Genomic DNA, 12,441 nt, shown 5'->3' on the forward strand with positions numbered 1-12,441 from the left:
GCCCTTATATGTAAATAGGGTACAGACTTTTATGCCATTATCGCCCCCGTTTGTTGAATAAAAAGGATTCTAGATTTTTTCTAAGTTTGCTTTAACAAAGGCTGTTTTCTCTTCTGCATATTTTTGTTTGTTATTTTTATTTAACCTTGCTAAATCAACTTTGAGCTGTTCATATTCAATTCTTGCTTCATCATTATTCCTCAGGTAATCTCTGAACTTTAGTTGCTCAAGTAAATAATCATTTCCACATTGATACATATGGATTTGATGAGTTCTTGGTTCACCCTTGCTAAAATAATGTCTGTCAGGCAAAATATTTGTACCCTTATATGAATATCCCAACTCCTCTAAAAATGAGGAAGTATTCTCCCCATCAGTAAAAGTTTTGATTTCTATGGCTATGTCAATAATTGGTTTTGCACTTAAATGTTTTACTGATGTACTTCCTATATGGTGAATATCTAATATATACTCGCCTATTTTATCTTGTATTTTTTCTTTCTCATATAAAAATTCTTTATTCCATTCCTCTGTCCAAGGAACTAAGAATACCTCTCCTTTTGGCAAACCTAACATCTTATTCCCCCTTTTAATATGTATACGATAGTTGGGCATTGGAATATCGTACCATAAATACTCTTGTTCCATTAATCTGACCCAATAATTGAAGAAGGACAATAGCCGGGTCAATTAGCTTTACTTCAGTTATTCACCCCGTTACTTCAAATATCCTTCGTGATTGAAGCAATGCTCAAACATATTTACTGTTGGAATTTTTTAAAATCATCAATGTATATAGCGACATAGCCACAATTGGGGCATACAGAAGCTTTAGGTTTTGCAGATACGTTATTGAAAAGCCCTTTCCCTTTTTGACTAATTTTAATTCCAGATATATCAGCCTCAACAGTCACCTTACAATCATCTATCATTTCAGTTTGACATTGATTACATATTCTTTTCATTATTTAAACAACCCCTATTATAAATATGTTTTTTATACTTGAGCTTTGAATGCTTTTGAATTTTTTATATTTTACCTCAACTTTTTAAAAAAACTTCTTCAACTCTACTTCCCCAATAAATGGAGAAGGGGCAATAGCCGATCAACATGCTAATCTTCAGTTATTGCCCTTTATAATGGAAGATATAGTTCTTATAGTCCTCCGTTCATCATAAAACCCAAAATAAGCATTATAAATCCTCCAACAAGAATTCCTAATATTGATATTGAAATTGTCTTTGGTTTCCCTTTTTTGCTTAACAAGGCAGTCACCAAAGTCAATACTATCCCAGTAATTAACACGGTGGTTCCTACATACCCACTAACTTTATCTCTTGTAAGGAAAAGTAGTATAAAAGTAACTCCTATAATCCCGATAGGTGCCCAACCTAGATACTTTCTCATTTCATCCTCCTTCCAAAGTCATTATTATCCTGTCTTTTCTTAAATAACTCTATATTTATTAGACGAAAACTCGACAATTTAAGTTAAGTTTCGGATATTCCATTAACCTGCTCCTTCAACTTAATACCATTTATTTCAAAATACCAACCGTAATCCAATGATTAATTTCACATAAATGAAGCTAATCTTGTTCAAGATAAGCCCCCAATTGTTGAAAAGTCACTTAATTTTTTTCTGCCGATTTATAACAACAAGATACACGATAATCGAAAATAATATGTTTGATAAAAACGCAATTACAGACAATAAATTTTCAACATTAAAAATAAGCAAAAAAGTTATTGCTGCTAATACACTAACAAATAAAGGATAAGTTAAGTTTAATCGCTTATAAAATTTGTAGAAAATCAATGCGATAATAATTACCAATAACAACATTATAAAAATTTGATAGATCAAAAGAAAAAAAAACTCCATAATCACCCTCCCTATAGTGTAATTTTACACTAAATGGGGAATTTTCTCAATTTAATTTGTGAATTTTCCCAACCTTCTTATTCCATTAACTGCCCTTTAATGCAGTAAAGAGAAAGTCGAAGACAGGCAGCCAGATCTTCAGCTATCACTCTACTTAATTTAAAACAACTGTGATTGTAATCAGTTTTGGAGTAACTGCATTTTTCTTAGTGTTAGCGTACAGGGCTTATCAGGAGCTCGGAACGGATGATATGGAGAGAATGAGAAAAAACGAGGATCACTTGGCGTAAAAAGAGTTATTCTTTTTACCTAAGATGGTGAGGGTTGAAAAAGTCATATGATAAATTAAATCAACGCCTGAGGGAGAGGATATATATATCCCTTAGCAGAATGTTCACCGATTACCAAAGGTGCCTCTTCTCCCTTTGGTAATACCCCATTGTTATAAGCAAAAGGTGAACCGCGTGACTGAGAAGTCCTGTGCCGATAATTATTCTAAGTAGACTTTTAGAAAGTATTAAATAAACAGCACACATAATAATAATTCCGATAACTATGGACATTAATATTTCCACTCAAAATCCCCCTGATCTTCTGTTATCTTACTTCAAGAAGAAGTTATGCCAATAATTCCAATTAACGAATACAATACAAAACCGATTCCGAAAAACAATATAACAAATCTCATAATCCAGGGTAGCTTTTTGGGCGGGAAAAACGCAATAACACTAAGCGTTATAAATAAAACACCTATAATAAAACTAACTAAAATATCCACTATATTCACATCCTAAAACCAAATTGGTATTATTCCACTAACCTGCCCAATAACAAAACAAGTACAAAATCACCTATTTTCTTAGTAGTTCCTGGTGAATCTCGTTTAAAAGATATAGTACTCTCACAAGACATCCCAGAATAATTCCAAAAGCAAGAACCAAACCAATTTCATCCAATGGAATTAAAAGATATCCTAGTAAACTTGCTGCAATGATTAAAAACAATAAAAACAAAAATATTACCTCCAACAACACCATAATTATTAAAATATTTCATACTTCCCTTTATGAAATAAAGTATAGATGGAATTTAGCTGCCTAATTTTCAACTAATGCCCCCATTAGCTTTAGAAAAGAAAAGTTACTTTAAATGTTTCGTACAGTTATACAAAATACAATCCCATTTTTCTTCTGTATTATTTAAAATAGTAATAGATGTATTATTGATATATGTCTTTTGGAATTTCTGTGGAAGTAATTGCTGTAATGTTAATCCGATTAAAGCACCGTGGCTGACTACCAATATTCGTTTCCCTTTATATGTACAAACTATATCCTCTAAAAAATCTCTTCCTCTGATAGATACGTCTTCAAACTTTTCCATTCCAAGTTCTAGATTACGCCACTTACCTCCCCATAGTTTGACCCTTTCTTCCTCTGTTGTTCCTTCAATTTCCCCACAATTTATTTCTCGAACCCTTTCATCAAAATGACTAATAGGTAAATCTATTTTACTTCCAATAATTTTTGCTGTTTCAATCGCCCTTGATAAGTCACTTGTAATAATCATATCCCATTTTTCTTCTTGAGATAGTCTATCTCCAATATCAGATGCTTGCTTTCTCCCAATCTCATTTAAAGGAATATCAGATACTCCTTGTGCTTTCCCTAAAGAATTCCATTCAGTAATTCCGTGTCTAATTAGTCCTATTGTAGTCATTCTCCCACCCTATATATATCTATATTCAATTTAGGTTGTTCCACTAACCCCTTTAACTTAATACCAATTATTTCAAAAACACTTAATCCTTACAATGATTTTATTCCGCAAAAAAAGCGCGATGTTAAATAATCGCGCCCGATAGCTGAAAATTATAAGTCAGTTATCTGACTCTGCTCGTCATTAAAAAATTCTTTAACTGTTTAACGGTTTTTACAATATACGTAGGTTTCGATTGACTTATTTCTTCAAATGAACCATATCCATAAGTTACTCCAATAGAGTCAATACCAGTATTTTTTGCTCCAATAATATCATGCTTACGGTCACCAATCATAATAAAGTCATGTTGCTGATTATCTTTGTACTTATCTAATATGTATTGAATAATGTCAGTTTTTGATGTTCTTGTTCCATCAAGATTACTTCCAACAATAAGATCAAAATATTGATCAATATTAAAATATTTCAGTATTTGTTCAGAAAATACTGTAGGCTTAGAAGTTGCAACAACTAAAGTATATTGTTGTTCTTTTAATGATTTTAGTAGTAAAGGAATATTTGAATATAACTCATTCTCAAACATCCCCGTTTCCTTAAACCTGTCTCGATAAAAATCAATTGCTCTATGTGTATGTTCCTCATCAAAATTGTAATATTCCGCAAATGAAACTTGTAATGGTGGACCAATGAAACATTTAAGTTTATCAAGATCAGTCTCAACAATACCCATTTTCTGTAATGCAAATTGAACCGATTTAGTAATACCTTCTTTTGGGTCTGAGAGTGTTCCATCCAGATCAAATAAAATTATCTTATATTTGTCCATATTTTAATCTCTCCCTAATTGTAACTAATTTTAACCTAATTTTATCATAATAATTTCAAAAAAATTGAAACTCTTCTTCAACTAACTGGCCAAATAATTGAAGAAGGGCAATACCGGATCAATAAGCTGATCTTCAGTTTTTTCCAGGTTAACTTAATAACTTCTGAACATTATTCGAAATATAATTCTTTAACATTAGTAGTTCTTCACTCTCAAATTTATAAGCATCACTTTGACTTGTATAACAAACGATCACTTTATTAACAGTGATAGTCAACTCTTTTGGTAATGTTAATAAACCCCAGTTACCTGCTTCTTGCTTTGAAGAAATTACTCCTTCTTTTAGATACCAAAACACTCTAATCAAATTTAGTGTACAATAAACTGGGTCCTCTTCAATGCGATCTAAACAATCCTTAAAGTCACCGACTATTGACGATATATAATCTGACCTTGGAACTAAAGGGAAGACCTCAGCAATAGGTTTGCCACCCACACAAATCCCCCTATTTTTTAATATTGTTATATGTGCTGCTAAATCCGGATCAGCGTTAATATTTCCATTTGAGAATTCGTATGTACCCCTAAATAAATCATTTTCATACCGTTCTCTCCAGTACTCACTATAATGGAAATCAAATGGACAAGGGTGTTGCCAGTCTTTTAATTGTTCCTTATTCATAAAACTAATTTCGACTGGGTATGGAGAATTGGAACAATTCAAAAAGAACTTTGCTAATTTCCTTTTAGTTTCAACTGCAATAGACTTATTGGTGGCGGCCAATAAATCAATATCGCTAATGTTCGGGTTAAATCCCCCCATTGCTATAGAACCGTGAATATAGAATCCAACCAGGTCATCATTTAAAATTTTTGTAATTTCTTTTTGAATACTTAAAATAAAATTTATAACTTCAGTTGGGCACGTTTGCCAATTAAAGCTCATTTAATATTCTCCTTTTTCTTTCTACCGTTAACCTTACCCATTATTTGAAGGTGGTCAATAGCCAGTTATCAATCAGCTAGTCTTCAGTTATTGCCCCTTATATGGAATAAGAGTTACATAATTTCTTATTAATTGAAAATTGGTTTTAAATAGTCTGCGTGACCTCTTATTAGTTCAACTTCTTCATCAGATGATATCCAAAAAAATTGAAAGGTAAGTCCTTTTTCTTCTCCTCCACCTGTTGGATTGTGTTCCCATTCATCAGCAAATTCATTACAAATTATCTTATAAAAATACCTATTATGTATTGCACCATCATCATTTTCCCAATAGTCTTCTGATATCAAATTATTCACTTCAAAGCTTTGGATTCCAGTTTCCTCTTTAATTTCTCTAATTACTGCGTTATACGTGTCTTCATCCTCTTTAACTGTACCTTTAGGAATTTGGATACCTGCCTCAGGGATATCTTTGTGCCGAAATACCAATACTTGTGTCTTTTCATCTCTTACTCTTGTGACATATCCATAAGCTTTTTTTATTGGTTTCATAAATACACTCTCCAATGTTAATTTCCTTCTCCATTTTAATAAATAGATATAAATTGCTTAACACGTTAACCTCCCTCTATAAAGAAAGAGATAACTCTTGTTTTCTCGCTTATTCTCAGTATTCCTATGAGATTAAAATATCAAAGACATTTGAAGTATGGATGGATGTTGAAAGTAAGGGGAATTTTGGGCATAAAGAGAAAAAGAAAGCTAGCCTACCTAGCCACCTCAATCTAAAAAGTGGTTAGCTAGTAAAAGTATGGTACCACTGGTGGATCTCCACATTTCTCATGGAGGTCAACCTTCCCAATTCTCACAGAGTCTATGCTCCAAAATTCCTTCGTCCAGCCTTTCCATGAGGTGGATGTCAGTCATGCTGCCGGCAAACTAATCTTACATTAGCGCCCCGGATAATGGAGGATTAACACATTTGTTTAAACCATCCAGTTTCTTTTGGGAAGTCTTTTCTTGTTAGTTTTATCCCACCAATAAATTGCCTGTATGATGTGATAGTTCCATCGTGTGATACCACATATATCCGTTCAATACTTTGGCTTCTGCACCATTCAAGAAAACTTTCTGCCAATACATTAAACTCTTGTTCAGGTATAGTATTTATTCCAGAGGACCAAAGCTCTTCTGGCAATCCTTCATCAATAGTGAATGTCGGATAATCTTCTTTAATCACTTTCTTGTTTAAAATCCTATCACAGGTAAGTGTTTTCCATTCTAGATTCTGTGGAAACATTCTAGGTGAAACTAGAGGGCTGACTATTTTTTTGCACTTTATGTCTTTGCTCCAAATACAAGCAGTCTGTAAAGTCCTTCTAATAGGACTTATAACCACTATATCACTTTCAGATAATGGAAATTGAGTTCGTAGTGATTTTGCTTGATAAACACCATCATTAGTCAAGCCAGGGTCTGTAAGTTGTAAATTTGCTGGTACATCTAAGGTGTGTTCGCCTTGCACGTGTCTAATGAATATTAGCTCCACAGCGTCTCCCCCCTTTACTTCTTACTCCAGAATAACTGTCCAACTCTTGAATAAAGAAAAAGCTGAAGAATGTTGATCTTCAGCTCTCGCGCCCGTTTATTGAAGATATCACTTTTTCATCTTGACAGGAAAAGCCCACTAAATTGGTCTACTTCATTTATTAATAAGTGCCAAAGCCTACTCTTCCCTTAACTTCACCTGACTCTCTACTGATGATGTCCCCGAGATATGTTCCTCCCACCATATTATAAAACATCACACTTCCTGGGCCATCAATATTTTTAAACGACGTGCAATTTCCTGTTGCGGCACTACATAAACGTACGGAAACTTTGCCCACGTAGTTATGTTGGTAGTTTTGTATTTCAAATCGTACGTTTCCTCCATTGCGAACCCATACTTTTCCATCCCACTTTCCGTCCCCCGTGGCAAATTTATAATATCCGTAAAAATCTGCAGATGCTTCATTTTCAAATGCTGTAAACCCGAAAAGAAAAACGACGGAAAAGATCATAACAAACATGAATTTCTTCATCATTCGTTTCATCCCCTTTCATTATCTGAATATTAACATAATTAAAGGAATATGGTAAAGGGGGGAGTGAGTCGATGACAGGGTCTATACATCATTGATATTTCAACATCTAAAAAAGCCAAAGGTCTAACAAAAAATGTAGTGTTTTGTGCAAAACCTCTTATACAATTAAATGACCCTATTCATGAAAATGTCCAATATATGTATTACATTTCGAAAAACTTATCTCTCTCCACTTTACAAACTCTAAGGGCAAATTTTTTATACCATTCAGTTTTGCCTCTGCATTGGGCAACTTGATGTGCTGAATTTCTCTTCCATTTCTTTATCGCATCTAGAGATTCCCAGTATGACACTGTAATTCCCAACCACTCATCACGAGCACTTTCGACACCTAAGAAACCTTCCTGTTGAGTAGCTAACTCTGCCATTTTGTCTGCCATTTTCCCATAACCTCCGTCACCTTCAGTTCGTTGTGAAGCAAATATCACTGCATAATACGGCGGTTTAGGTGTTTTTGCAACTCCACTCATTTTTTAGTTCCCCCAAAAATTTTTAATAGAGAATAATTCTAACTTCTTTATCCTTCTCAACAGTTCCTGCTGATGTTCAACAATATGGACCTTTCCATGTAGAAAGACACAATTCCTTATTCCAGAATTGCACCATTTAGATTAATGCTCACTTACAGTATTTAATATTGTTTGTCAAAATACTTGGTCCTAATTTTTCACTTTTTGAATTAGAAAGCCTAATTTGAACTTCAACATTTTTCATTTTTGACGTAATTAAATCAAATCTTCCAGCCCAAGTTGGACTATACTCTTCGGGAGTAGGATACAGCCTAAAACGCCAACTTATTTCATCTGGAATAAACGCAAAACCTTCATAACTATCGTAATTGCCATAAGAAGATGGTTCTGGCAGATGGACAGCAAGAATACTTACATTCGTTCGAGCGAAACTAGGTTGATTAAGTTGTACTTTATATATCAGCGCTGATCCCTTAGCATTTTTTAGATTTTTATCGACTGGCTCTAAGACCATACTACAAGGCATATTGATTGCATTTGTCTGATCAGGGTACATAACAAAAATTGAGATAAGGAATATAACCAAAACAAATCGTCTCATGATTCACCTCATACAATAATTTTTAGTTAGTATCCCCAACAATTTGCCCAGTAATATTTATTATTTTGTTTAATTAACCTACTTCTTCATTTCAATTAAAAAGCCATTCTCCTTCTTGAAGAATAGCGCCCGATAACGGAAGATCGTTCTATAATATCTGTGCCAGAAAAACAGAAAAGCACCCAGCTCAATAAGAACCAATTAAGAATCACTTGGTTGCTTACTTCTTTTTTTAATGATATTACTACTTTTTTATTCTTGGAAATCTTGACGATCTAACCTCATGAAAAAAACAGGTCCTGGTTCTTCTGGGATATCTGGGACCATTTTAATAATCTGAAACCCAACTTTTTCATAGGCTCGTATAGCTATACTATTGTTAACCTCTGGATTAATAATACATCTGTCTACACTTTCATTGGAAAAAACAAACTGACTTAGAAAACGCAGACCAAAGAAGAACTCACAGAACTCAAAAAAACCCTCGACAAAAAAATCGATTAGAAGCAAGGTGCCGGTTCTTGTGCTTCCATGGGGAGCATAGGAACTGACCCTTTTCTTCATAAAGGCGCCACCTTCAAGTAAAGTGTAGCTAGTTACAGAACTTATTTATTGCATAGGACTACACACCATTTGGGAATATAATCCATATACTACAACGTAAATAAAATTACTTTTTATCTACATTTCTACCCAACTTAGGTGAAAAAATTATAAAATGAAAAAACCTTTGGAGAAATCAGCTAGGGCCTCCCAGAGCCGTAACTTATTTTGAAAGGAAGGATCTCCAAAGGTCTAGTATAATTATATTTTGTGTTTTCGAAAAAATACTACTTATGTCACTATCCTATTAATTTTTCTAGTTATATATTACTATATTACGTAATTATTTTAGGAAGGGGTGTTTTAACTATACATTATTCCCTTATTGCGTCTTAAACGGCATACCGGATTAGTTGCGGTTATTCACTTCCAAGGATTCTCTTGCCATCTGTTCATACTGTTCCAAACCTGAGATGATTGCAAACTCAGCAATAGCAACAGGGTATGCCGCACTAAGCTCTATGATGTGCTCTTTCATGGCAGGCCAATAAATCCCTCCTGCCTGGCGATAATATCTAATCAGTTTTTCTAGAGCTGCTTCCCCAAAAGCAGAGTACTGGAAAACAAAGTCATTTGATACATCTGTTACTTTGGCTTCGGTCCAATCAATAAAACCGGTTACGTTCGCATCTTTATTAATCATCGTGTGACCAGCATGAACATCCCCATGAATTAGGCCTGTTATCTGAGGCCATAATTCCTTATTTTTCACCCAGGTTTGCCAACGGTTCCATAAGGATTCTCCTACACCAAACTTCGCTTTGACCTTTTCCATACGCTCAATCATTGAATTTCTTGCCTCTTCTGCTGTCTGAACAAATAAGCCCGCTTTATTAGCCTCTTCTTTCGAAACTGTGTGTAGGGAGGCTAAAGCTTTGGCTAATGTCTGGTGAAATTGTTCAGGTACATTTTCATAATCCATCTCCCACACATAGTTATGAATCTTAGGATCAATCGTGCCTGCTGGCACCCCTTGCAATTTTTTGTAAGCTATCAGATCACTTTTATAAACCGACCAGACTGGAACCTGAAAAGAGACATATTTTCGGACAAGATCCAGTGCTTTTTTTTCCACTATCGTTCTCGCCATCACATCGTCTCGTCTTGGAAACCTTAGTACCCATTCATCGCCTTTATCGTCTTTTGCATAAGCAACGAGAAAGTCTAAACCTGACTCGTTGAATACAATGGACTCCTCTTTTACATCTAGACCATATTTCCTTGCCGTTTCTACCGTTTGTTTTTTGTTCATAACGCTCACTTCCTTTTTTAAAGGGGTAAAGCCAGTAAAAACCGGAGAACTTACGCTAAGAGTTGCGTTGCGCTAGAATCACAGATTAATAAATAAATTGTGTGCAAAAGGGGCGTGTTTTAGCGACTATAACAATCATTAACCACAACACAACCTTGGTTCTATTGTATTAAATGAAACGTTGACTAATTCTTCTTTAGAAACGAAGCGCTATCGCCAAAAGTAAATAATCCGTAGTCAATCTAAAGGGAAAGCCTAAGATCATTGTATGGATCTGATCTTCAGCTCTTGCCCTCGTTGAAGAGTGCCGAGGTTAAATTATTCATATTCTATATATTTTCCCCATTCTCATTAACCACAGAAAATTCTACCTTAATCTGATCTATTCCTATCAGGAAATAGGAATTTTTTTCGTCCTTCTCCGTACTTTCTTCTTCAACAGTTATCGTTGTGCTGTTATTGGAAACATCTGCTTCTTTAAATTCCAGAGTCTGGTCACTTGTACCTATTGAAACAACCACCATTTCCTTACCTTCTGATATAATAAAGACTCTGAACCCTCGAAAATCTGTGTATTCATTTTGTAGTTCCTCTACATAGTTCTTTACACTTCATCTAATCTATCTTTCTCCAACACCCACGTATTACTACTACCGCTAGTTTAAGTGATAAAATTCACAACAAAACAAAATTAAATCACCCATCGTAGGGACAAATAAGACGCTTCTTATTCAAGAAAAGCGCCCGATTGTGGTAAATGTTAATAGATATTATTTTGTTTTTTTGACTTAATAATAATAAAAGATGGTCTACGCTTTTCATTTATTAATTCCGGCATTTTCTCTATTCCTGTCAAAGTTGATTCTGGTTCGATCATTTTATCCAGCGAAAACCCGTGTTCAATCAAAGTATTTACTAAGGTAGAAATGGTTCTATGATAAATAACCACACTATATTCACCAAACCAGTCGTGTTCTCTGAATCCTTCTTCTTGATAATTATCTAATGCCCAGTGTAATTTATGACCATCTTCAGTTTTTATCCAGTGATCGCTTCCCTTTCGAGCTGTTGCTATCGGATGTACCGTTGAAAAGATAAATTCCCCGCTGTTATTTAACAGACTATTAATTTTTTGAATCAATGCCGGGTAATCTTCAATGTAATGTATAGAGAGAGAACTTATGATTAGATCGAATTTTTGATTGGTTAGTCCCAAATCCTCCATAGGCAGACACATAAATTCTATGTTATCATCTTGGTATAACTTTTTAGCCCGTTTAATCATATTCTTTGAGATGTCTACACCTATTACGTTTTTCGCACCGTTTTCTATACAATACTTTGAAAAATGACCATCACCGCAACCCAAGTCTAATACTGATTTTCCTTTCAAACACGGAATTAATGATTTGATTGCTGGCTGTTCTATGAAGTCATTAGCGGTGATTTCACTTTCACGTAAGGTTGTGTAGATTTTGAAAAAATTTGGATTGTCGTAAATATTTTGTTTCACTTATCTCCCTCCTTGGTTAATGATACCATAGTTGTATTTTTCAACAATATGGCCCACTTGTGGAACAAGTTAAAAATTTTTCTTATTCAACTAACCTGCCCTTTCGTATTATAAGGTCAACCAGATTTATTGTTTTTCTGGTTGACCTATAGTTGAATAAAAAAACTCCGAAGACCAGGTGCTCGATCTTCAGCAAACGCCACCGTTACTTGAATAAGAAGATTGCATTACCATTATTCCAGTAATGTATTTCTTAACTCAACAATTCCTAGTAGTAATCCACCTTTTATGTATCATTCTTTTTATCTTTTAAGTTCTTCCTTGTAACATTTATGTAAGCAAGGAAGAAAATAAGAATACCTATACCTATAATAATTCCTACTGTAAATAAAAACGCCAAGTTAACCCATAAATTCTATATCAAGACTTTAATATCTTGTTTAATCTTATTTCGAATCCTGCCATTCAACTTAATAC

At 34.2% G+C, this 12,441-nt stretch carries 15 protein-coding genes and 2 pseudogenes; 1 reads left to right on the plus strand and 16 read right to left on the minus strand.

Annotated elements, in window-relative coordinates:
• Nucleotides 1-69 precede the first annotated feature (69 nt).
• From ACYH0O_RS18865 to ACYH0O_RS18875, 3 genes are all read right to left on the minus strand, one after another.
• Entirely contained in the window at nucleotides 70-576 is a 507-nt protein-coding gene (locus tag ACYH0O_RS18865; RefSeq protein WP_482629887.1) for a GrpB family protein, read from the minus strand.
• 185 nt (nucleotides 577-761) lie between these two features.
• Nucleotides 762-965, minus strand: a complete 204-nt coding sequence (locus tag ACYH0O_RS18870) for a hypothetical protein (protein WP_482629888.1) — start codon at nucleotides 963-965, stop codon at nucleotides 762-764.
• Between the two features lie 191 nt (nucleotides 966-1,156).
• Nucleotides 1,157-1,408 carry a hypothetical protein gene (locus ACYH0O_RS18875; protein WP_482629889.1) on the minus strand — a complete coding sequence of 84 codons (252 nt, stop codon included), beginning with the start codon at nucleotides 1,406-1,408 and terminating at the stop codon, nucleotides 1,157-1,159.
• A gap of 644 nt (nucleotides 1,409-2,052) precedes the next feature.
• Between ACYH0O_RS18875 and ACYH0O_RS18880 the strand changes: the two are divergent.
• Nucleotides 2,053-2,175: pseudogene (locus ACYH0O_RS18880) on the plus strand (NADH-quinone oxidoreductase subunit K); the annotation flags it as partial.
• Between the two features lie 58 nt (nucleotides 2,176-2,233).
• On the opposite strand, the pseudogene ACYH0O_RS18885 reads toward ACYH0O_RS18880, so the two are convergent.
• The 13 genes and pseudogenes from ACYH0O_RS18885 to ACYH0O_RS18945 all read right to left on the minus strand — a co-directional run.
• Nucleotides 2,234-2,460, minus strand: a pseudogene (locus tag ACYH0O_RS18885) (NADH-quinone oxidoreductase subunit K); the annotation flags it as partial.
• A 565-nt stretch (nucleotides 2,461-3,025) separates the two neighbouring features.
• Nucleotides 3,026-3,604, minus strand: a complete 579-nt coding sequence (locus ACYH0O_RS18890) for a histidine phosphatase family protein (RefSeq protein ID WP_482629890.1) — start codon at nucleotides 3,602-3,604, stop codon at nucleotides 3,026-3,028.
• Between the two features lie 163 nt (nucleotides 3,605-3,767).
• Nucleotides 3,768-4,433 carry an HAD family hydrolase gene (locus ACYH0O_RS18895; RefSeq protein WP_482629891.1) on the minus strand — a complete coding sequence of 222 codons (666 nt, stop codon included), beginning with the start codon at nucleotides 4,431-4,433 and terminating at the stop codon, nucleotides 3,768-3,770.
• Nucleotides 4,434-4,581: 148 nt separating this feature from the next.
• The gene (locus tag ACYH0O_RS18900) at nucleotides 4,582-5,379 is read right to left on the minus strand and encodes an aminoglycoside adenylyltransferase domain-containing protein (RefSeq protein ID WP_482629892.1); all 798 of its coding nucleotides are present in this window, start codon (nucleotides 5,377-5,379) and stop codon (nucleotides 4,582-4,584) included.
• A gap of 128 nt (nucleotides 5,380-5,507) precedes the next feature.
• Nucleotides 5,508-5,930, minus strand: a complete 423-nt coding sequence (locus ACYH0O_RS18905) for an NUDIX hydrolase (protein WP_482629893.1) — start codon at nucleotides 5,928-5,930, stop codon at nucleotides 5,508-5,510.
• 421 nt (nucleotides 5,931-6,351) lie between these two features.
• Nucleotides 6,352-6,927, minus strand: a complete 576-nt coding sequence (locus ACYH0O_RS18910) for a histidine phosphatase family protein (protein WP_482629894.1) — start codon at nucleotides 6,925-6,927, stop codon at nucleotides 6,352-6,354.
• Between the two features lie 160 nt (nucleotides 6,928-7,087).
• Nucleotides 7,088-7,465: a hypothetical protein gene (locus ACYH0O_RS18915; protein ID WP_482629895.1), complete on the minus strand. Its 378-nt coding sequence runs from the start codon at nucleotides 7,463-7,465 to the stop codon at nucleotides 7,088-7,090.
• A gap of 203 nt (nucleotides 7,466-7,668) precedes the next feature.
• Nucleotides 7,669-7,995: an antibiotic biosynthesis monooxygenase family protein gene (locus ACYH0O_RS18920; protein ID WP_482629896.1), complete on the minus strand. Its 327-nt coding sequence runs from the start codon at nucleotides 7,993-7,995 to the stop codon at nucleotides 7,669-7,671.
• Nucleotides 7,996-8,143: 148 nt separating this feature from the next.
• On the minus strand, nucleotides 8,144-8,596 hold the full coding sequence (locus tag ACYH0O_RS18925) for a YoqH family protein (protein WP_482629897.1): 453 nt from the start codon (nucleotides 8,594-8,596) through the stop codon (nucleotides 8,144-8,146).
• A gap of 252 nt (nucleotides 8,597-8,848) precedes the next feature.
• Nucleotides 8,849-9,160 carry a hypothetical protein gene (locus tag ACYH0O_RS18930; RefSeq protein ID WP_482629898.1) on the minus strand — a complete coding sequence of 104 codons (312 nt, stop codon included), beginning with the start codon at nucleotides 9,158-9,160 and terminating at the stop codon, nucleotides 8,849-8,851.
• Between the two features lie 388 nt (nucleotides 9,161-9,548).
• Nucleotides 9,549-10,451: a macrolide 2'-phosphotransferase MphM gene (gene mphM / locus ACYH0O_RS18935; protein WP_482629899.1), complete on the minus strand. Its 903-nt coding sequence runs from the start codon at nucleotides 10,449-10,451 to the stop codon at nucleotides 9,549-9,551.
• A 329-nt stretch (nucleotides 10,452-10,780) separates the two neighbouring features.
• Nucleotides 10,781-10,975, minus strand: a complete 195-nt coding sequence (locus tag ACYH0O_RS18940; RefSeq protein ID WP_482629900.1) for a hypothetical protein — start codon at nucleotides 10,973-10,975, stop codon at nucleotides 10,781-10,783.
• A gap of 236 nt (nucleotides 10,976-11,211) precedes the next feature.
• Nucleotides 11,212-11,964, minus strand: a complete 753-nt coding sequence (locus tag ACYH0O_RS18945; RefSeq protein ID WP_482629901.1) for a class I SAM-dependent methyltransferase — start codon at nucleotides 11,962-11,964, stop codon at nucleotides 11,212-11,214.
• Nucleotides 11,965-12,441 lie beyond the last annotated feature (477 nt).

The sequence above is a fragment of the Rossellomorea sp. H136 genome, from assembly GCF_056838065.1.